Source organism: Halomonas sp. I1 (genome assembly GCF_032334135.1).
GTDB lineage: Bacteria > Pseudomonadota > Gammaproteobacteria > Pseudomonadales > Halomonadaceae > Halomonas.
Genome location: NZ_JAVXUS010000002.1, coordinates 82,516 through 103,572 on the forward strand (window position 1 = coordinate 82,516; position 21,057 = coordinate 103,572).

Here is a 21,057-nt window from a genome sequence, read left to right on the forward strand (position 1 = left end):
AACACTTCAAGCAACACGGCTTCGGGCCCCGCTCATGCGGGGCCTTTTTCGTCTGGCGCGTCGTCACCCTTCATCGGCGAAGCGGCCGTCTCGGTCCGCCACTCTTCACGCAATGCCTCGAGCGAGGCCCATAGCCGTTCCTCGAAATGGCGTTCGCGCTCGTGCCAATGCTGTGCCTGCTCCGACATCTGTCGTTCCAATGCCTCGAAGCGGGCACTGAGCTGTTCATGCTGGTCGCGCAGGGCGGCCTCGCGCTGCTCGGCACTGTCCCGGGCCTGCTCGGTCTCGTGCTGAGTCTGACGGGCAGCGGCAAGATCTCTCTGCAAGGCGCTCTGCTTTTCCTGGGTGGTTTCCAGACGGCGGGTCAGGCGCTGCTCGCGCTCGGCATGGGCCTTGTCGGCGGCCTGACGTTCCTGTCGTTCCTGGTCGAGCAACCCCATCAAGCGCGCTTCGGCGCTTTCGTTGCGCTCTTCCTCCTGAGCAAGGCGTTCGCGGTGCTTCTCTGACTGTTCCTCGAGTGCCTGCTTGTGCGCCTGTTCACGGCGCTTCATGTCCTCTGCCGACGCTTCCAGGCGGCGCGTCAGCTCATCGCTGCGCTCGCGCGATTGCCTTTCCCGATCCAGCAACGCCTCGTGCTCCGCGCGCAGCTTGGCCAGTTCTTCGGTGCGCTGCTCGAGGCGCTGGTCGACCTGGGTCAGGTGCGCCGAAAGGGCGGTCTCGCGTTGTTCGGCATCCTCGGCGCGGCGTTCGGCCTCGGTAGCCTGCTGTCGTGCCTCGTCGACACGGGCGTCCGATTCCTGGCGGTAATGGGCCAGCGCCTGGTTCGCTGCTTCCTGAGCCTGTGTCCAGAGTGTTTCGGCCAGTTCCTGCAGCTCGACGGGCATCCCCTGAGGAGGCGGGACGTCGCGATTCTCTTCGCGAAGGCGACGCCATTCGCGCAGGTGCTCGCTGATGGTGGTGAAACTGCCCGTGCCGAGCGTCTCGCGAATCTTGTGCACGCTGGGCGCTTCCCCTTTGGCCATCAGGGCATCGATAGCGCGCTGTACATCCTCGTATCGCACACCAGTGCGTGCCATGGCAGGTCTCCTTCTCGGGTGATCGGTGCGGCGGGCGAGAGAATGGCCGTATCAATACCGGCATGGAAAGCCACCACGCTGCGTACCGATGGATGGGCGCAGGATAGCGCTTTTGAGGCGGAAGATAAAGCTTATTACATACTACGTAAAACGTAATTTTATTTATCTATTTGGCATGATAATCAAGATTACGCGGCTTATCTTGATTAAAAAGGCTTACAGAGCGACACTGAGGCCAGTGGTGGAGCGATCCACCATGAGTGACACGAAGAGGAAGCTGGATGGAAGAAGAATTGCCGCAAGCGGCCTACCCGGTGGCCTCGGAGATCGGGACGGCACTTTACGAGTCGAGTGCCATGTCCTCGGCCGGCAGCCTGGCCAGTGGGGCAGGGCGTATTGCGGCCACCAGTGACGTCCAGGCGGTGGCGCTATGGCTGGAGGAGTATCGCGCCAGTCCGAATACTCGGAGAGCCTATCGGCGCGAGGCTGAACGCTTGTTGCTGTGGCTGGCCGAGCGGGGCATGTCGTTGGCTGAGTTGCGTCGCGATCATCTCGATGCCTTCGAGGCCTTTCTCGGCGACCCGATGCCGAGAGAGCGCTGGATCGGTCCGACTCGGCCCCGTCAGGACCCGCGTTGGCGGCCGTTCCGTGGCCCCTTGTCGCCGGCGAGCCGACGCCAGAGCCTGGTCATTCTGCAAGGCCTGTGCGCCTGGTTGGTCGAGGCGGGGTGGCTCGACCACAATCCGTTTCGACTGATGCGCGACAAGCGACGACGGCTGGACAATCGGCAAACCACGATCGAGCGCTATCTGGAGCGACCGCTGTGGGACTGGCTCTGGCAATGGCTGAATCGGCCACCGGCAGACCGGGCGTCCGAGCGTGAGCACTTCATCTGGGCGCGTCGGCGGCTGGTCTTTGGCTTCGCCTATCTGCTGGCACCACGAATCAGCGAGATGACCGCCGCTCGGATGGATGACTTCGAGCGACGCGAGGGCCGCTGGTGGTGGCGAGTGACAGGGAAGGGCGCCAAGACGGCGCGCATCCCCGTGCCGCCGGACATGATGCAATTGCTCGCCGATTGGCGAGTCACCCTGGGGCTCCCGCCGGAGCCGTCACTCGACGAGTCGACACCCTTGCTGCGGGGGCTCGATGGACGGCGCAGCGTGGGCGATAACCACCTGTACCGCTTGATTCGGGCCACCTTCGAGCAGGCCGCCAGCACCATGGAATGCCAGCTCGGTGCCGATGCAGGGCGCAGCGTGGCCCAGCTGCGACGTGCCACGCCGCACTGGCTGCGACACACGGCACTGACGCACCAGGCCCAGGCCGGTATCGAGCTGCGTTATCTCGCCGAAACAGCGCGCCACTCCCGGCTCGATACGACAGCTCGCTACCTGCATGCCGAGGCCGAGGAGTGGCATCGACAGCAGGCATGGCACGGTTTGACACTTCGAGAGGAAGAGGGGGCGGACGACGCAGGGAAGCAACCGGTATAATACGCCCAGAAGCTATCAGGAGCCCTCATGAGCACAGAGATCACCGCTGAACAGGCCCAGCAGGAACTGCTGGAAGAGTTCGAGATGTTCGACAACTGGATGGACCGCTACCAGTACATCATCGACATGGGCAAGCAGCTACCGACCTTCCCTGAGGAATGGAAGGTCGAGGAGCTCAAGATCCAGGGCTGCCAGTCCAATGTCTGGATGCATCACCGTCGCGACGGTGAGGCACTGCATTTCGATGCCGTGTCGGATGCCGCCATTGTCTCGGGGCTGATCGCGGTGCTGATGCGCATCTACAATGATCGTCATCCGGCGGACATCCAGGCCACCAGTCCGCATTTCCTCAAGGACCTCGGCCTCGACAAGCACTTGTCACCGACCCGCAGCAACGGCTTGAACGCCATGCTCGAGCGCATTTATCGCGTCGCCGAGCAGGAAGTCGCGTGACTCGGTAGCCCCCATTTGACACCCGGCTAAAATCGTTTTGGAGAAAAGTCTGCGCCTATCATCATTTTTTTGGCGAGATAATGATTTTGGCGGCTCAAGAGCAGGATGAAACCGGACTGCCTCTATCGACAATGAAAGTCGTCATCCAGCTCGGGGTCTTCCCGGCACAACCGTTCGCTGGGGCCGCCGGGTACCGGGTCGATGCCGCCTGAAGTGCCGGGATGGCAGCGCAGGATGCGCCGAACCGCCAGCCCGCCGCCTTTCAGCGGGCCGTGCACCTTCAGTGCTTCAGCCGTGTATTGAGAGCAACTGGGCCAGTAACGACAGCGCGGGCCGAGCAGGGGGCTGATCAGCCACTGATAGAGGCGCACCAGGCCGATCATGATGAAGGCCAGCCCGGTGCGCAGGCCTCGGACGAGGGCACGCATGACGTCAGTGGGGCGTCTTGTCGCCGTAGAGCGCTTGCGGGTCGATCATCGGCTCGCTGGCGACGCGGGCTTCCTCCGCATCGAGCGCCACGTAGAAGCAGCTTCGACGCCCGCTGTGGCAGGCCGGTCCTGTCTGATCGACCTGCAGCAGAAGGGTGTCGCCATCGCAGTCGAGACTGGCTGCTCGCAGGTGTTGCTGCTGTCCGGATGACTCTCCCTTGCGCCAGGGCTTCCCCCGGGAACGTGACCAGTAGCAGACACGCCCAGTCCGCAAGGTTTCCTCCAGGGTCTGGCGGTTCATCCAGGCCATCATCAGCACTTCGCCGGAGTCATGCTGTTGAGCGATGGCGGGCATCAGGCCATCGGCGTTGAAGCGGGCGGCGTCCAGAATAGCGCCGAGCGGGCGACGGCTGTCGAGAGGGGCGCCTTCCAGCGCCTTGAAGATATCGGACATTGGAGCTCCGGCTGACTCAGGATGTCTGAGGAACCGCATGGCAGGCATCGCAACGGCCGAGTAGCTCGATGGTCTGACGCTGCACCGTGAACCCCAGTTCGTGGGCGCGCTGTCCCAGTTGCTCGTTGATATCGTCGAGGTGCAACTCCTCGACCCGGCCGCAATCGCGGCAGATCAAGAGCTGGAAGCCATGGGCATGCTCGGGGCACGGGCAGGCCACATAGGCATTGAGCGACTCGATGCGATGCACCAGGCCCTGGTCGATGAGAAATTCCAGGGCGCGATACACCGTCGGCGGTCGGGCAGAGGCATGCTCGGTGGCAAGGCGATCGAGCAGGTCATAGGCCTTCAGTCCGCCACGCGTGTCGGCGATCATCTGCAGCACCCGCCGACGAATCGGCGTGAAGCGGACGCCACGATGACGACACTGTCGTTCGGCCTGGTCCATCAGGGCTCGGGAATCGGTCATGCTGGCCATGCGGTCTCGGGATTGACGACCCATTCTACGCGCCGCGCACCGCCATCGCCAGACATCGCGCTAGGGGGCTTCTTCATGCCGATGCGGCTTGCACGGTGTCCAGCTCGCTGCGCCGCGCGAAGTGCTGCCGGGCGAAGTCCACACGCTGTTCCACCTCGAGTCCTTTGGGCTGTTGCTCGATGAGGTCGAGACGGTTGCGAAGCCCCTCGCCATTGGCCATCTGGATGGCCAGCCCTGGGCGTGCATTGAGCTCCAGCAGCATGGGGCCATGGTCGCGGTCCAGTACCATATCGGTGCCGAGATAGCCCAGCGAGGTCATCTCGTAACAGCCTGCGGCCAGACGCAGCAGAGTGCGCCAGTTGGCGATCCGCAGGCTGGCCAGTTCATGGCCGGTATCCGGATGATCGTTGCGTGAACGGTCGAACTGCACGCCACGAATCGCCTGGCCGGAGGCAATATCGATGCCGACGCCCACCGCCCCCTGGTGCAGGTTGGCCTTGCCGTCCGAGGCAGCCGTGGAAAGCCGCATCATGGCCATCACGGGATAGCCCTTGAAGACAATGACGCGGATATCCGGTACGCCTTCATAGGTGTACTCGTTGAAGGTTTCGTCGAAGTTGATCAAGCCTTCGATGAGCGCTACATCCGGCGATCCCCCCAGGGAGTAGAGACCCGAGAGGATATTGGAGACATGGCGTTCCACGTCCTTGAGCGTCAGGTGGGCGCCACTGGGCTTGACGTAATGCTGCCCCTCGACACGTTCGATGACCAGAATGCCCTTGCCGCCACTGCCCTTGGCTGGCTTGATGACGAATCCTGTATGGCCATCGAGCATGTCGCGGATATGCTTGACGCCGAACTGGGTCGACACTGTGCCGATCAGGGCCGGTGTGGTGATGTCGTAGCGTTGGGCGAGCAGCTTGGTCTGGAGCTTGTCATCGACCAGCGGATAGAGCCGTCGGTCGTTGTAACGGCCGATATAGCGGATATTGCGCCGGTTCATGCCGATGATGCCCTTGGCGCGAAGCTTGCCGGGAGTCGTCCACATCGGCTCAGTCCTCCGTGACCGGCTTGAAGCGACGCAGTTCCAGCAGTCGGTAGCCGGTATAGTTGCCGAGCATCAGGATCAAGGCCATCAGGATCAGCTGCACACCGAGGAAGTTGAAGGTGATGTGGCGAATCCAGGGGTTGTTCATGGCCAGGTAGGCCAGTACGGCGGTCAACAGACTTCCGCCGCCCTGGATCAGGACTTCCTTGGGGCCTTCTTCTTCCCAGAGGATCGACATCCGCTCGATAGTCCAGGAGAGGATAATCATCGGGAAGAAGGTAATGGTCAGGCCGGCGTTGAGCCCGATGCGATAGGACAGCACCGAGAACAGCGAAATGATGGCGATCACCGTGATGATGACCGCCGTGACCCTCGCCACCAGTAATAGGTTGAGGTAGGAAAGATAGTTGCGGATCACCAGACCCACGGCCACTACCAGCAGGAAGCCGATCAGGCCGGTGGCCAGCGTGGTCTGGATGAAGGCCAGGGCGATCAGCACCGGCATGAAGGTGCCCGAGGTCTTGATGCCGACCAGCACACGGAGCAGGACCACGACCAGGGCGCCGATAGGGATCAACAGAATCGTCTGGAACAACGCCTGCTCTTCGAGAGGCAGGCTATGGATCGAGAAGTTGAGAATGGTGTCGGATGCCTCGGCCATGCGGCTGCGCACGGCAGCCCCGGCCGGCTGGTTGCGCGAGAGCATGGAGAAATAGACCTGGGAGTTGGTACCTCCCTGGACTTCGAGCACTGCCTTGCCGGCATTCTCCCAGAGGAGGAGATTGTCGGGGCGTCCCTGCTCGCCGGTGGCCGGATTGAAGAGCGCTTGCTGTTGCTCGTCGTAGACCTGGATCCAGGGCGTCAGGCTCTGCCGGCGCCGCCCATGTTCCAGCATCAGGCCGCTGACCCCGCGTGCTGAAATGCCCGCCTGGTTGAGCAGGCGGACCAGCAGGGGCACACGATCGAACTGCGTCAGCAGCAATCGGGCATTTTCACCCTGGCGCTCTTCGCTGAAGTCGCGAATCAGCTCTCGAGCGAAGGTGAAGGGGTCGGCGCTGCGTGCCCAGGCGCGGTCGATGACCTGGGAAGCTGCCGTATCATAAGGGCGCTCCCAGACGACATCCGGCCCCGGAGAGGGTGGTGGCACCTCGGGCGCTCGGGCCCGGGGGGCGACCTGGATGCGACTGCTGTAATAGAGTTGCTGATTGCCGGTGGCATCACGGGTCGACCACAATGCGCGGCGGCTGCCGCTCTCCTCGAGAAAGGAGAGACCGTATCCCGGTGAGGCCGTGTGCTCGGCCAGTACCCGAAACCCTTGCTGGGTGGAAGGAAGCGCCATCTCCACCTTGGCGGGGCCGCCATCGGCGAGGAAATTGACCTGTGCTTCGATTTCCCAGACCTGCCGCTGTTCGCCTGGCGTCCAGGGGACCTCGAACTGGACATGACGGTGAATGCTCAAGCCGATGCCGGCAACCAGCAACAAGGCAACGACCAGGTAGAAGGGCAGTCGGGACATCTCAACGTCCTTGGTGAATCAGGGAAAGAAATACATCCATGTATCAGGGCGTTTCGTCTTGCGATTCGGCATCGTCGGCCGCGTTCGTGAACTCGGGCCGCTCATGGAGAAAGTCCTCCGCGACATCGATGATCGCAATATCCATCAGGAAATGACGCCCGAGCAGGACCGGGTAGTCGAGATGGCGACGGTCGGTCAGCGTGAACTCCACCATCTCACGGATCGGTCCCAGGGTCATCAGCAGCTCGATGACCGGGCGGGATTCCTCGCCCGCGGCCTGGGTCACCCGTACGCGACGTTCCAGCGGCGCTTCCAGCCAGCTGTCCTTGACCGCTTCGACCGCGCTGTCGTCGTCATCGAGACCTAGCTTGAAGCGTACCCAGTCTTCGCCATCCCGCTCGAAACTGGTGATCTCTCTGGCACTCAGCGAGGACGTGTCCGCCCCGGAGTCCACACGAGCCTGCAGATAGGTACCGACATTCGGCAGGCCAATCCACTCGCTGCGGCCCAGGAGCTCCTTGTTGGCCAGCCGGTCATCGGTTGCCTGGCACTCGGTGACGACCCGGGTCGTCTCTTCGCCTTGACCATCATCCAGGGCGGCAATATCGCCTCGCAGGTTCCGCAAGAGGCTACCGACCTCGCGCACATCGGCCGTCAACGTCCGCTGTTCCAGCCTCTGCAACGACAGCAGGTGCGATTGGTTATCGCAACGAGCGGCGAGATTGCTCTCCAGTCGCTGAATGCCCGCCTCGAACTGTGCCGACGTCACCGGTGGAAGTGCCGGTTCGCGAGACTGGGGAGGTAACAGGGAACACCCCCCGAGTAACGTCATGGTGCCGAAGAGCGATAACATCAACGATGGGCGATTCGGCATATCGTGGGTGTCCTTTGCACTGACGTGAACGGGATGCATGAGTTGCAGGGATGATAAGGAGCCGGCCTGCCGGTGTCCACGATGGCAACCGGTGTGTTGTGGTGGAAAGGCTATCTTCCATTCTACTTAGCCTCGCGCACAGGCTTATCGTCGGCAAGGGATGGATATGGATTCTTGCCGAGCAATAGAAGGAGGGTGGCGTCGGCAAGGAAGGGAAGAGGGCGACCGGGTGACGGCGGGGAGGGCGCCATGATGGCGCCCTCGCGCATCGATCAGGACGTAATGGCGGCTGGTGCCTTGATACCGAACAGGATCAACAACGCCGCCAGCAGCAGAACGGAACCGCTCACCGCGAAGACACCGATGGCACCACCTGTATCGTAGATCAGTCCGCCGGTCGCCGCACCACTGGCAATCGCGAACTGGATCGCCGCGACCAGTAGGCCGCCTGCGCTTTCGGCTTCATCGGGTACCGTTCGGGTCAGCCAGGTAGACCAAGCGACGGGAACGGTGCCGAACGCCATGCCCCAGAGTGCGATCATCGTGGCATCGACCAGGGGGATGCCACCGACACCCGCCAGTCCCAGGCCAAGGAGCCCCATCATCGACGGCATGACGATCTGGGTGAAGCGCATATTGCGCTCCAGCATGATGCCGCCCAGGAAAGTTCCCAGGAAGTTGGCCAGGCCAAACGCCAGCAGGATGCTGGACATGCCGTTCACATCGACCCGCGTGACGGTCTCGAGGAAAGGTCGGATATACGTGAAGAAGGCGAAATGTCCAGCGAATACCATGGCGGCAGCCAGTATGCCGAGACCGACCACTGGTCGTTGCAGAACCTCGAACAGGGTTTTCAGGCGCGTGTGAGCGTTTGGCGCCATGTGTGGCAAGGTGACGAACTGAGCCACCAGGGCCAGTCCTCCGAGCACCGCGGCGATCAAGAAGACACTTCGCCAGCCGATGATCTCGCCGAAGAAGCTGCCCATGGGCGCCGCCACGATAGTGGCTACCGAGACGCCGCTGAAAATCATCGACAGTGCTCGCGGCACGCTGTCTTCAGGGACCAGGCGCATCACCGTGGCCGCCGACAGCGTCCAGAAACCGCCCAGCGCAATGCCGAGCAGCACACGGCCGAGCAGCAGCAGTGTCAGGTTCGGTGCCAGTGCCACCAGCAGATTCGAGAGGACCAACAGCACCGAAAATCCCTGAAGGACATGGCGTCGATCGATGTGTCGCGTCGCGGCCGTGATCAATAGGCTGGTCACCAGCGCGATGGCCGCCGTTGCCGTCACTGTCTGTCCGGCCATGCCTTCGGTAATACCGAGATCCGACGCCATGGGCGTCAGCAGGCTCACCGGGAGAAACTCCGCGGTAACCAGTCCGAAGACCCCAAGCGTCATCGAGAAGACCGCGCTCCATGCCGGCGCGGTCTGTTGTGACACATCGTTCATCAGTGGCTCCTGTCCTTGAACAAAATGGCATCGTGGGTCAGGCAGGATAGAGCGATGGATTCGGACGGTATATCCCATACCGTCTCGAATGTATGATCATTAGTCCGAATGATGGTCCGGAGAGCACGGAGATGAATGGGCTGGCATGGCCCAGCCTTCTATTTCGCAGAATGTATATTATGTTAAATAGTGTGTGGGTGTCCGGTTCGACGACTGCACTGCTACTGCTCGCCCTGGAGCGATTCCAGCTCGTCCTGGCGCTCTCGAAGCTCCGTGACGGCTTCTTCGAGTTTCTTGCTGAGCTTGCGAATATCGTCCGAGTCGCCTTCACTGCGAGCCTCGGACAATGCTTCCTGGCGCTCTTTAACCTCGGTCATGCTCTCGCTGACGTCTTCTTCAGCGTCTTTGATGACGCTGTCATTGGTGCAGTGGCGCTGCACATTTTCCAGTCCCTTCTTCAAGCCTCGCACACGGTGCTCATTGCCGTACTCCTCGGCGATACGAAGCTGCTTCTGGATGGCTTCCACCTTGTCCTGACAGAGTGAATCCACCTCGCCGGCAAGGCCCTGTTGTCCGAAGGCAAGCATCAATGCGGGAATGGCGCAGTAAAAGGTCCGTTTCATGGTCATGTATCCTGTCAGGTGATCGACGCAGGCATCTGCCTCGGGGACGGTATGCTATCCAGGCGCTGCTTGCCATGCACGCCGCGCTTCACGCCCCAGCCCCCTGGGCAGCACGACCCGCTCGGCGCCCAGATAATCCAGAAAATGTCGAGCGGCTTGCTGGAGTGCCTCGGGCATGCCGTCGGGAAGTCGGGACGGGACGATATCGCTTTCCCAGTGCCAGGCGTGAATGGTCAGGACACCCTCTCGGTACTGAGCGTCAAAACGGGCGACGAAACGTTCGCCCCATGCTACCGGTAGTACATAATAGCCCCAGCGCCGCTGTTCCCTCGGCTTGTAGACCTCCCACACATAATCGAAACCGAAGACGCGCGAGACCCCGCCTCGGTCCCACATCAGCGGATCCAGTGGCGCGAGAAACCGCATGTGGCGATCGCACGAGCCGCCTGGTGAGACGACGTCATCCAGAAGCGACATGGCGCCGGGCGTGGTCCAGTAGCGTTCGCCGTCCACGTCGACCTCGATCAGTTTTCCCCGCTTGATGGCTCGAGAGGCGATGCGGTCGCGCTCGGCGCGCCGACAAGGCAGAAACCAGACGGCGGCATCGGCCGTCGGACGCAGGAGGCCGACGGCCTGTACGCGACGCACGATCAAGTGCTCCAGCGCATCATCCTCGTCGACATTCGCGGTACATGCCCCATCCGGCAATACGCGTGCGGGCAGATCATAGGCATGCCGACCCTTCACGCGATGGTGCGTCATCAAACGCCCGGAATCCCATAGGGCCTTGAGCAGATGGCGTGAACGCTTGGGTCCGTACCAGCTGCCGCGCAGGGCCGGATCGGACCGCTGATCGCCCAGTTCGAGGCTGGTCGAGGGGCCCTGCTGTGCTACCTGATCCAGAATCTCTCGAGCTTCCGGAGAGTCGATATCGACGCCGCGATGTTTCCAGCGACGCGCGAACCAATGATGGAAAGGCGCCTGAGCCCACCACTGCTCGGGCGGTATCAGGCTGGCCTGCTTGTCCCACCCATCGACCAGCAGGCGACGACGATAGGCCGCCTCCTGCCAATCGCCCTGCCGATAACCCGGCACTCGCGATTGCAGCACCAGGTCGGGATTGGTGCCGAGCGGTGCCAGCGGATCGAACTGAATGGTACCCAGGTGCTGGATCACCGTCGCCAGCGGCGCCGGCCGAGCATGATGATGGACCAGCAGGCGCCGAGCATCGGCGAGGCTCAGGGTAAGGCGCTGTCGTTCGCTCATCGAAGGTCTCATGCCTGGAGCCTTTCGAGATTCGGTTCAGTGCGCAGCGCGCCGGGTGGATGACCAGTCACCCGCTTGAAGGCACGGCTGAAGGCGGCCTGGGAGCCATAGCCGAGGCGCTGGGCCACGACGTCGATAGGCAGCTTGTCGCGTCCAATCCACTGGGTGGCCAGGCGCATGCGCAACTCGGTCATGTAACGATGAGGGGTCAGCCCGGTGACGGTCAGGAAACGTTCGGCAAAGACCGAACGTGAGCTGTCCATCTGTTTCGCCATCTCGGCAACCGTCCAGTGGTGCCCGGGGTCGCGATGCAAGGCGGCAATGACGTGTCCCAATCGTGGGTCGCGCAAGGCCTCGACCCAGCCGGAGGCATCGCCGCATCCGCATTCGACCCAGCTGCGCACGATGCAGGCAGAGACGACATCGGCGAGACGCGACAGAATGCTGGCAAAGCCGGCTCGCTCGGCCTGAGCCTCGCGTTCCATGGCCTGGAGAATCGGCAGCATCTCGGGATGCTGGTCCTGAAGCGTATCGACGCGCATCACCTCGGGCATCAAACCGACGAGCGGATGCATGCCGCCTAGGTCGAACTCCATGCAGCCGCTGAACATGACCGCCCCACTCTCCTGGCACTCGCCGGGGGAAGCGTTGCGCACGGTACTGACGGCCTTGCAGAGCGTGGCGGCCTCGAAGGTGGCGATATCACGACTGGACTCGCTCGGTGACGACAGCAGCTCATGGGGGCCACCATGCGGCAGGAGCACCGCGTCGCCGGTCTCGAGTCGGTGAGCGACGTTATCGGGACTCCGCAGATGCACAGGCCCCCGGGCGATGAAATGGAATTGCGCCCCGCCTTCGATGTTGCCGAAGCCTATGCCGAAGGGAGGTGCCGCCTGAATGCGGCGGTACTGGATGCCGTTGAGACGCATGCCGAGGAGCAGCTCGCTGACCAGGTCGTTGGGCAGCGCCTTTGGCTCGGCGGGTCGCCGATGGATGGACGATGCATCAATCATGGCGCGATATTACGCATGAAGCGTCCGAAACGTCCAGTGCCTGTCGAGCGTCAGCACGGTGATAAGCAGCGAGCCCCCGGCCATGATGACCGAGGGCTCGCGTGCAGCGGTACCGAAGCGGCAGGTTACAGCGGCTTCTGGTCGTCGGCTTCATCGGCAGGTGCGTAGGAACCGTCTTCACGGTGCACTTCGTTGCCGGTCAGGCCAGGTGTGAACACACAGGCCAGATGCATGGTCTTGCTGGCACGCAGCAGGTGCTCGTCGTGCTGGTCAAGAATATAGATGTCACCCGGCTTGATGGGCCAGATCTTGCCGTCGGCCAGGGTTTCCACTTCGCCCTCGCCCTCGATGCAGTAGACCGCTTCGAAGTGGTGCTTATAGTGGATATGGGTCTCGGTACCCTCGAAGATGCGGGTAATATGGAAGGAGCAGTTACCGCCATCCTCGGCCAGCGACAGGCGAGTGCTGTCCCAGTTGCCGTTTTCGGCGGTGACCATGCGGTCGGTCTGGCGCGCTTCCTCGAGATTGCGAACGATCATGTCGATTCTCCGGTGAATCAATGACGGGCCGGCCACACATGGCCGGCCGATACAGTAATGCCATGGGGCTGACCCGATGGCGAACCTCAAGCGATCAGCTGAAGGCCTGCTTGGTGCTGGCTTCGAGAATGTCCAGTCCCTCGACCAGGTCTTCGTCGGGAATGGTCAGCGGGCACAGGCACTTGACCACTTCGCCATCCTGACCGCTGGTTTCGATGATCAGGCCGTTCTCGAACGCCTGGTGGGTGATCTTGTCGGCGATATCGCCGGAGCCCACGTCGATGCCGCGCATCAGGCCACGGCCACGCTCGGAGGCCTCGATGCCCTGCTCGTTCAACCAGGCGGCAATCTTGCCGAAGCGTTCCTCGACGACACGTGCCTTGCGCTGCACATCGCGTTCGAAGGTGTCGTCGCTCCAGTACTTGCGCATGGCGGCGGCGGCGGTGGCAAAGGCCAGGTTGAAGCCGCGGAAGGTACCGTTGTACTGACCGGGCTTCCACTTGTCGAGCTCGGGGCGCATCAGCACGTGAGCGAACGGCAGGCCGTAACCGGACAGCGACTTGGAGTTGGTCACGATGTCCGGTGTGATACCGGCATGTTCGAAGCTGAAGAACTTGCCGGTCCGGCCGCAGCCTGCCTGGATATCGTCGATGATCAGCAGGATGTCGTGGGCATGGCAGATGCTCTCGAGACGCTTGAGCCACTCCAGGCCGGCGACGTTGATGCCGCCCTCGCCCTGCACTGTCTCGACGATCACCGCCGCCGGCACATCCAGGCCACCGGACTTGTCGCCGAGCAGTTTCTCGAAATAGTCGAGGGTATCGGTACTGCTGCCAAGGTAACCGTCGAACGGCATGAAGGACGCCGCCTGGGTCGGCACGCCCCCTGTGGCCTCGCGAAACTTGCGGTTACCGGTGGTGGCCAGTGCGCCCATGGTGACGCCATGGAAGCCGTTGGTGAAGGAGACGATATTGTGGCGCCCCTTGGCGACCCTGGCCAGGCGGATGGCCGCTTCGACCGCATTGGTGCCCGTCGGACCGGGCAGGTGCACCTTGTACTCGAGCCCGCGCGGCTTGAGGATCACCTCTTCGAGGGTCTCCAGATAGTCGCGCTTGGCTGCTGTCCAGAAATCCAGGCCATGAACGATACCGTCGCTGTCGATGTAGTCGAGCAATGCCTGTTTGAGGTGCGGATTGTTGTGACCGTAGTTCAGAGTACCGGCACCGGCCAGGAAGTCGATGTACTCGCGCCCTTCTTCATCGGTCAGTCGGGCGTTGTGCGCCTTGGTGAAGACGACCGGGAAAGAGCGGGAGTAGGTCCGGACGTCGGACTCCATGCGTTCGAGGGTCTGGGTCTGCATTGCGACCTCCTGTGGGATGAAAGAGATAAAACGGGAAGACGGGCAACCGGCCCGTACCGGGCCGGCGAGGCGGCGTTCCGGCTCAGATCTGGTCGGTCTGGAACGGGCCGATGCGAACGAGGTTTTCCGGGTCATGCTCACCGCCGAGTTGATCGGTGGAGAAATACTCGCGACTGTTCAGCGGTGCCTGCCAGCGGTCGGCAAGACGCCGGAACAGGCCCCAGGAGGCCTGGTTGTCAGGGGTGATCGTGGTCTCGAGATGGTGCACCTCGGCCATTTCCGGACGCGTCATCACGGCTTCGACCAGGCGGCGAGCGAGGCCGGTACCCCGTGCCTTCTCACCCACGGCAACCTGCCAGAGGAAGTAGGTATCGGGCGCGTTGCTTTTCACGTAACCGGAGACGAAGCCGACGATTTCGCCCTCTTCGTTGGTCGCCACGGCACAGCTGTCGCGGAATTGCGTCGCCAGCAACAGGTAGGCGTAGGCGGAATTGACGTCGAGGGGCGGACAGGACTTGATCAGTTCGTAAATGCCCCAGCCATCATCGGGGCTGGGCTTGCGAATAAAGAGCGGCGAGGCCTCGTGGCCGACCACAGCATCGGCCACGCTGGGCTTGGCCAGGTCGGCGGAGGTCGTGAAAGGCTCTGTCGTTGCGTTCATTGTCATGGTTCGCTGTAGCGAATTTGCTCGGCATCATAACAGCCGCTTATGGTCATTTCAAAAAACAGGTTATCTTGCCTGCTCGAATCCATAACACAGGATTATGACCTGCTGCCGAATCCCCGTCTGCAGCGGCTTCAAGCCATTGAGACATCGCGCCTCAGTGTGTAGGTGTCTTGCCATGATTCTTTGCAGTTTAGCTCACTCCGGCCGGGACGGTACGCCATGACGCAACGGGCCACCCTGAGTGAGGGTGGCCCGCTCGAATGACGTTGTCGTGACAGTGGCGGTTCAACGACGTGTCGGAGTTCGCATGGTCACGAATTCCTCGGCGCCGGTGGGATGGATGCCCACCGTCTGGTCGAACTGCGCCTTGGTCAGCCCGGCGCGCACGGCGATGGCGATACCCTGGATGATCTCCCCGGCCTCCTCGCCCACCATGTGAGCGCCGACCACCACGTCGCTGGCGTCGTCGACGATCAGCTTCATCAGGCTGCGCTCGCTGCTGCCGGAGAGCGTATGCTTCATGGGGCGGAAATCGGCACTGTAGACGCGGACCGCCTCGAAGCGTTCGCGGGCCGCCTCTTCCGAGAGGCCGACGGTGCCGATGTTGGGATGACAGAACACAGCGGTGGCCACACGCTCGTAGTCCAGCGGCTCGGGCACGGTATCGCCGAAGTGGTGCTCGACCAGCTTCATGGCCTCTTCCAGCGCCACCGGCGTCAGCTCGGGGCCGCCCGTGACATCGCCGAGTGCCAGGATCGAGGGCATTGAGGTCTCGAAACGCTCGTTGACCTCGAGGGAACCATCGTCGTTGGTGGCGATATCGAGTCGGTCGAGGCCGAGCCCGGCCAGGTGCGGCCGACGCCCGGTGGCGGCGAGCACCGCGTCGACTTCTAGCGTGCGACCGTCGGTGAGCGTGACCTTGAGGCCGCCCGCCACCTTTTCGATGGCTTCGATGTTGGTGTTGAAGTGCAGGTTGACGCCCTTCTTGGCCATCTCGTCGCGGGTGAATTCGCGCACCTCGTTGTCGAACCCGCGGAGGAACTGCTCGCCGCGATAGACGAGATGGGACTCGCTGCCCAGGCCATTGAAGATGCTGGCGAACTCCACGGCGATGTAACCGCCGCCGAGCACCAGGAAGCGCTGCGGAAAGTCGTCGAGATCGAAGATCTGATTGGAGTTCAGAGTCAACTCGTTGCCCGGGAAATCCGGCACCCAGGGCCAACCGCCCACGGCCACCAGGATCTTCTCGGCGCTGATCGTGTCGCCGCCGACCTCGACATGGTGCGCGTCGACGACCACGGCACGGCCATTGATCAGACGCACGTCGGCGTTGTCCAGAAGGCGGCCGTAGATACCGTTGAGGCGCTTGATCTCGCCGATCTTGTTGTCACGCAGGGTCGCCCAGTCGAACGAGGGCTCGGTGCTCAATTGCCAGCCGAAGCCGCCGGAATCCTCGAAGGCCTCGTGAAAATGGGCCGCATAGGAATACAACTTCTTCGGCACGCAACCGACATTGACGCAGGTACCGCCGAGATAACGGTCCTCGGCCACGGCGACCCGAGCCCCAGTGGCGGCGGCGGTGCGAGCGGCCCGCACCCCGCCGGAGCCCGCCCCGATGACGAACAGGTCATAGTCGAAATCTGACACGCGATTCTCCTGTAGCGATCGGACCGCGTCGGGCCCGGTGAACAATGGCGCGATCATACCAGCCAAGGTGATGCCCCGGGAGAGCGGTTGACCCTCATTCCAGCGAGCGGTAAAAGAAGGCTCCCTTCACCTTTCGTTCCATCCTGCCGGAGCCCGACCATGAGCAACGACATCGACACCCTGCTGGAAAACAACCGCGCCTGGGCGGAGCAGATGTGTCGCGAGGATCCCGACTTCTTCGCCCGCCTGGCGCGTCAGCAGACGCCGGAATACCTGTGGATCGGCTGTTCCGACAGCCGTGTGCCGGCCAACCAGATCATCGACCTGCCGCCCGGAGAGGTGTTCGTTCACCGCAACGTCGCCAACCTGCTCCACCACAACGACATGAACGCCCTTTCGGTGGTGCAGTTCGCCGTGGATGTGCTCAAGGTCAAGCACATCATGATCGTCGGGCACTATGGTTGCGGCGGCATTCGTGCGGCGGTGACCGGTGGTGAGTGCGGTATCGTCGATTACTGGCTGCATTCGGTACGCGACCTCTACACCCAGCATCGTGCCTCGTTGTCCTCGCTATCACAGGACGAGCAGGTCGATCGCATGTGTGAACTCAATGTCGAAGCCCAGGTCAAGAATCTGTGCCGTACCAAGATCATTCAACGCGCCTGGCAGCGTGGCCAGGCGCTCTCCGTCCATGGTTGGGTCTATGGCCTGAGCGACGGGCGTGTTACTGACCTGGAATGCAGTGTTCACGGGCTTGATCAGGTCGCTCAGCTGTACCGCATCGACCGCGTCACACCCGCCGACGAGGACTGATATGTCTCCCCCGTGCCCGGCGTGCTGATTCGCCGGGCGCATGGGGCATGTCACAATTTCGATTGTGCGCTTACCGCAAACCTCTCTATGTTGGTGAATGGAGCATAATGGTCATCACGACCGCCGGTCGTGATACCGATAACAATCCATCCGGCATGGAACGACACATGACAATCAAGAAGACTCTGCTGGCTAGCGTCATCGGCGCCGCCATGACCTCCGCTGCCCTCGCCCCGGCCGCCCAGGCCGATACCACCCTGCGCATGGCCTACGATGCCGATCCGGTGTCTCTGGATATTCACGAGCAATTGTCCGGCGGCATCCTGCAACTGTCGCACATGTCCTTCGACCCGCTGGTGCGCTGGAGCAAGGATCTCGAGATCGAACCGCGCCTGGCGACCTCCTGGGAGCGGGTCGATGACACCACATTGCGCATGACGTTGCGTGAAGATGTCGAGTTCCACAGCGGCAATGCCTTTACCGCCGAGGACGTGGTCTGGACCATCGATCGACTCAAGCGCAGCCCGGACTTCAAGGCGATCTTCGCCCCCATCGCGAGTGCCACGGCGGTCGACGCGCATACCGTCGAAATCAAGACCGAGAAGCCCTATCCGTTGCTGCTCAACCTGGCGACCTATATCTTCCCCATGGATAGCCAGTTCTACTCCGGGGAAGACAGCGACGGCGATGCCAAGGACCAGATCGTCAAGAACGGCAACTCTTTCGCCTCGCGCAACATGTCCGGCACCGGCCCCTTCGAGGTCACCGAAAGGCAGCAAGGCGTACGCGTGGTCTTCGAGCGCAACGACGACTACTGGGACGAGCAGTCCCCGGGCAATGTCGACAAGATCGTGCTGAAGCCGATCGGCGAGAACGCCACCCGCGTGGCCGCCCTGCTCTCCGGCGATGTCGACTTCATCGCGCCGGTGCCGCCCAACGACCTGGAACGTGTTCGTGAAGATGACAACGCCCAACTGGTCACCATGTCTGGCACCCGGATCATTCTCTTCCACATGAATCAGGAGCGTGTCGAGGCCTTCCAGGATCCCCGCGTTCGCCAGGCCTTCGCCTATGCCATCAACCAGGAAGGCATCGCCGATCGGCTGATGAAGGGCTTTGCCACACCGGCCGCCCAACTCTCGCCCGAGGGCTATGCGGGCCACAATGAGGGTCTTGAGCCGCGCTACGACCTGGAGAAGGCCAAGCAGCTGATGGCCGAGGCCGGTTATGAAGACGGCTTCGAGATCAGCATGATGGCGCCCAACAACCGCTACGTGAACGATGCCAAGATCGCCCAGGCGGTCGCGGCCATGCTGGCGCGCATCAATGTGACGGTAGACCTCAAGACACTACCCAAGGCCCAGTATTGGGGCGAGTACGATGACCGGGTTGCCGACATGATGATGATCGGCTGGCATGCCGACACCGAGGACTCGGCCAACTTCCACGAGTATCTCACTGCCTGCCCGGATGCGGACACCGGGGCCGGTCAGTACAACGCCGGCAATTACTGCAATCCCGAGGTCGACAAGCTGGTCTCCGAGGCCAACCTAGAGCTCGACCAGGCGAAGCGTGCCGAAATGCTGCAGCAGATGGAGCAGACGCTGTACGACGAGGCCGCCTTCATCCCGCTGCATTGGCAGGATCTGGCCTGGGCCGGGGACACCAACGTCAACCTCGAGCCGATCGTCAACGTGATGAACTTCCCCTACCTCGGGGACCTCGTCGTCGAAGAAGAAGAGTAATACCTTCCCGCCGCCTTTCGTCTGACCGTGGGCGAGAGGACGGCGATTCGACATCCCGCTCCGTGACACGCTCCCTGGCGGGGGCGTGTCACCGCGTGCCCGGGCCTTTCTCGATAATGGAACGCCACTCATGATCGCTTTTCTGATCAAGCGCCTCTTTCATGCGCTGCTGGTGATGTTCGTCATCAGCGTGATCGCCTTCGCCATCCAGGACAACCTGGGTGACCCCATCCAACAGATGGTCGGCCAGTCGGTGCCGGAGAGCGAGCGCGAGGCCCTGCGTGAAGAGCTCGGCCTCAACGACCCCTTCGTGGTTCAGTATCTGCGTTTCGCCGCCAATGCCGCGCATTTCGACTTCGGCTACTCGTATATCTTCAACGAGCCGACCACCCAGGTGATCATGCGTCACCTGCCGGCGACCCTGGAGCTGGTTGCCGCGACCACCTTTCTGATCATCGCACTGTCGGTACCCATTGGCGTCTATAGCGCCATCAAGCCACGTGCCTGGTTGTCACGCTTCTTCATGGGCGCCTCGATCGTTGGCATTTCGATTCCGGTGTTTCTCACCGCCATCGTGCTGATCCAGCTGTTCGCCATCGGTGTCAGCTGGACGCCCTTCCCCACCGATGCCGGTTGGGGCGTCTGGCTCAACGACCTGATCAGTACCGAGGGGGGCATGCCGGCCTATGGGCGAGGAGACCCGGTTCCCGTCTTCGGCACCTGGGAAACCAACTTCGCTTCGCTCGAGGGGCTGACCTACCTGGTGCTGCCGGCCATTTCGCTGGCCTCGATCATGCTGCCGCTGTTCATCCGCCTGATCCGTGCCGAAATGCTCGAGGTGCTGCAGTCCGATTACGTGAAATTCGCCCGCGCCAAGGGCATTTCGCCGCGACGCATCTATTTCCTGCATGCGTTGAAGAACACCATGCTGCCGGTGATCACCGTGGGCGGCGTGCAGATCGGCACCCTGGTGGCCTACACCATTCTCACCGAGACGGTGTTCCAGTGGCCCGGCATGGGGCTGATGTTCCTCGATGCCATCGAGCGCTCCGACATACCGCTGATCGTCACCTATTTGATGATCGTGGGACTGATCTTCGTGATCACTAACACCCTGGTCGACCTCATCTATGGCCTGATCAACCCGACCGTCAAGCTGACAGGGAAACCCGCATGACCACGCTGACGACCCGACCCACGAGCCGCTGGGAACGCTTCCGCGATTCCTACCTGCTCTACAGTTTCAAGCGCGATCTGATCGCTCAGGTCAGCCTGCTGGTGTTTATCGTCCTGGTCGCCGCCGCCGTTCTGGCGCCCTGGCTGGCCCCTATGACCTGACCCAGATCGATATCCTCGCCTCGGAGCTGCCGCCCTTCTGGGTGGACGGCAGTGACCCGACCTACCTCATGGGGACCGATGCCCAGGGACGCGACCTGCTGTCGACCATTCTCTACGGCGCTCGTGTATCGTTGATCATCGGTTTCGGCGCCGTGGCCATGCAGGCGACCCTGGGGGTCTGCTTCGGCCTGCTGGCCGGCTACCTGGGCGGCCGTGTCGATGCCTTCCTGATGCGCCTGGCCGATATCCAGCTGTCCTTTTCCACCCTGATGGTGGCCATCGTCGTCGGCGCCCTGTTCAAGGCGATCTTCGGTGGCGGCACCTTCAGCGACTACGCCGTCCCCCTGCTGGTGTTGATCATTGGCCTGGCCGAATGGCCACAGTATGCGCGTACCGTGCGCGCCTCGGTACTCGCCGAGAAAGGCAAGGAGTACGTCGACGCCGCCCGTGTGATGGGCCTGCCCAGTCGGCGCATCATGTTCCGGCATATCCTGCCCAACACCCTGTCGCCGATCTTCGTCATCTCCACTGTGCAGGTGGCCAATGCGATCATCTCCGAGGCGGCCTTGTCCTTCCTCGGCCTCGGCATGCCCGAGACCCAGCCGTCGCTGGGCTCGCTGATCAAGTCCGGTTTCGACTACCTCCAGTCCGGCTCCTGGTGGATCACCCTGATTCCCGGCCTGGTGCTGGTAGTGCTGGTGCTGGTGATCAACCTGCTGGGTGACTGGCTGCGCGACGTGCTCAATCCGCGACTCTACAAGGGCTGAATCTC

At 62.3% G+C, this 21,057-nt stretch carries 20 protein-coding genes and 1 pseudogene; 6 read left to right on the plus strand and 15 right to left on the minus strand.

Annotated elements, in window-relative coordinates:
* Positions 1-32 precede the first annotated feature (32 nt).
* Entirely contained in the window at positions 33-1,076 is a 1,044-nt protein-coding gene (locus RSO41_RS03400) for a DNA-binding protein (RefSeq protein WP_315617671.1), read from the minus strand.
* Positions 1,077-1,357: 281 nt separating this feature from the next.
* Between RSO41_RS03400 and RSO41_RS03405 the strand changes: the two genes are divergently transcribed.
* Both RSO41_RS03405 and RSO41_RS03410 read left to right on the plus strand, forming a co-directional pair.
* Complete coding sequence (locus RSO41_RS03405; RefSeq protein ID WP_315617672.1) at positions 1,358-2,572, plus strand: site-specific integrase; 1,215 nt, start codon at positions 1,358-1,360, stop codon at positions 2,570-2,572.
* 27 nt (positions 2,573-2,599) lie between these two features.
* Positions 2,600-3,025 carry a SufE family protein gene (locus RSO41_RS03410; protein ID WP_315617673.1) on the plus strand — a complete coding sequence of 142 codons (426 nt, stop codon included), beginning with the start codon at positions 2,600-2,602 and terminating at the stop codon, positions 3,023-3,025.
* 122 nt (positions 3,026-3,147) lie between these two features.
* Here RSO41_RS03410 and yidD read toward each other — a convergent pair whose 3' ends face one another.
* The 14 genes from yidD to gorA all read right to left on the minus strand — a co-directional run bounded on the left by yidD (position 3,148) and on the right by gorA (position 16,389).
* Positions 3,148-3,453, minus strand: a complete 306-nt coding sequence (gene yidD, locus RSO41_RS03415; RefSeq protein ID WP_315617674.1) for a membrane protein insertion efficiency factor YidD — start codon at positions 3,451-3,453, stop codon at positions 3,148-3,150.
* A 4-nt stretch (positions 3,454-3,457) separates the two neighbouring features.
* Positions 3,458-3,907, minus strand: coding sequence for a phosphoribosyl-AMP cyclohydrolase (gene hisI, locus RSO41_RS03420; protein ID WP_315617675.1), 450 nt, complete (start codon positions 3,905-3,907; stop codon positions 3,458-3,460).
* Positions 3,908-3,923: 16 nt separating this feature from the next.
* On the minus strand, positions 3,924-4,376 hold the full coding sequence (locus RSO41_RS03425) for a transcriptional repressor (protein WP_275287726.1): 453 nt from the start codon (positions 4,374-4,376) through the stop codon (positions 3,924-3,926).
* 82 nt (positions 4,377-4,458) lie between these two features.
* Positions 4,459-5,433 (minus strand): alpha-L-glutamate ligase-like protein, encoded by a 975-nt coding sequence (locus RSO41_RS03430; RefSeq protein ID WP_315617676.1) that lies wholly within the window; start codon positions 5,431-5,433, stop codon positions 4,459-4,461.
* A 4-nt stretch (positions 5,434-5,437) separates the two neighbouring features.
* Entirely contained in the window at positions 5,438-6,949 is a 1,512-nt protein-coding gene (locus RSO41_RS03435) for an inactive transglutaminase family protein (protein ID WP_315617677.1), read from the minus strand.
* A 43-nt stretch (positions 6,950-6,992) separates the two neighbouring features.
* Positions 6,993-7,823, minus strand: coding sequence for an ATP-dependent zinc protease (locus RSO41_RS03440; RefSeq protein ID WP_315617678.1), 831 nt, complete (start codon positions 7,821-7,823; stop codon positions 6,993-6,995).
* A gap of 272 nt (positions 7,824-8,095) precedes the next feature.
* On the minus strand, positions 8,096-9,274 hold the full coding sequence (locus RSO41_RS03445) for an MFS transporter (protein ID WP_315617679.1): 1,179 nt from the start codon (positions 9,272-9,274) through the stop codon (positions 8,096-8,098).
* A gap of 221 nt (positions 9,275-9,495) precedes the next feature.
* A complete protein-coding gene (locus tag RSO41_RS03450; RefSeq protein WP_315617680.1) occupies positions 9,496-9,897 on the minus strand; it encodes a DUF1090 domain-containing protein in 402 nt (133 codons plus the stop codon).
* 54 nt (positions 9,898-9,951) lie between these two features.
* The gene (locus RSO41_RS03455) at positions 9,952-11,163 is read right to left on the minus strand and encodes a DNA glycosylase AlkZ-like family protein (protein WP_315617681.1); all 1,212 of its coding nucleotides are present in this window, start codon (positions 11,161-11,163) and stop codon (positions 9,952-9,954) included.
* An 8-nt stretch (positions 11,164-11,171) separates the two neighbouring features.
* Entirely contained in the window at positions 11,172-12,176 is a 1,005-nt protein-coding gene (locus tag RSO41_RS03460) for an AraC family transcriptional regulator (protein WP_315617682.1), read from the minus strand.
* 125 nt (positions 12,177-12,301) lie between these two features.
* A complete protein-coding gene (locus tag RSO41_RS03465) occupies positions 12,302-12,715 on the minus strand; it encodes an ectoine synthase (RefSeq protein ID WP_275287642.1) in 414 nt (137 codons plus the stop codon).
* 94 nt (positions 12,716-12,809) lie between these two features.
* Complete coding sequence (gene ectB, locus RSO41_RS03470) at positions 12,810-14,075, minus strand: diaminobutyrate--2-oxoglutarate transaminase (protein WP_315617683.1); 1,266 nt, start codon at positions 14,073-14,075, stop codon at positions 12,810-12,812.
* 82 nt (positions 14,076-14,157) lie between these two features.
* Positions 14,158-14,736, minus strand: coding sequence for a diaminobutyrate acetyltransferase (gene ectA, locus RSO41_RS03475; protein WP_315617684.1), 579 nt, complete (start codon positions 14,734-14,736; stop codon positions 14,158-14,160).
* A gap of 291 nt (positions 14,737-15,027) precedes the next feature.
* Complete coding sequence (gorA, locus tag RSO41_RS03480) at positions 15,028-16,389, minus strand: glutathione-disulfide reductase (RefSeq protein WP_315617685.1); 1,362 nt, start codon at positions 16,387-16,389, stop codon at positions 15,028-15,030.
* 159 nt (positions 16,390-16,548) lie between these two features.
* Between gorA and can the strand changes: the two genes are divergently transcribed.
* The 4 genes and pseudogenes from can to RSO41_RS03500 all read left to right on the plus strand — a co-directional run bounded on the left by can (position 16,549) and on the right by RSO41_RS03500 (position 21,052).
* On the plus strand, positions 16,549-17,202 hold the full coding sequence (gene can, locus RSO41_RS03485; protein WP_315617686.1) for a carbonate dehydratase: 654 nt from the start codon (positions 16,549-16,551) through the stop codon (positions 17,200-17,202).
* A 167-nt stretch (positions 17,203-17,369) separates the two neighbouring features.
* Positions 17,370-18,947 carry an ABC transporter substrate-binding protein gene (locus RSO41_RS03490; protein WP_315617687.1) on the plus strand — a complete coding sequence of 526 codons (1,578 nt, stop codon included), beginning with the start codon at positions 17,370-17,372 and terminating at the stop codon, positions 18,945-18,947.
* A 130-nt stretch (positions 18,948-19,077) separates the two neighbouring features.
* Entirely contained in the window at positions 19,078-20,124 is a 1,047-nt protein-coding gene (locus tag RSO41_RS03495; protein ID WP_315617688.1) for an ABC transporter permease, read from the plus strand.
* A pseudogene (locus RSO41_RS03500) lies at positions 20,121-21,052 on the plus strand (ABC transporter permease). The gene RSO41_RS03495 and the pseudogene RSO41_RS03500 overlap by 4 nt, the downstream one beginning before the upstream one ends.
* The last annotated feature ends 5 nt before the right edge of the window (positions 21,053-21,057 follow it).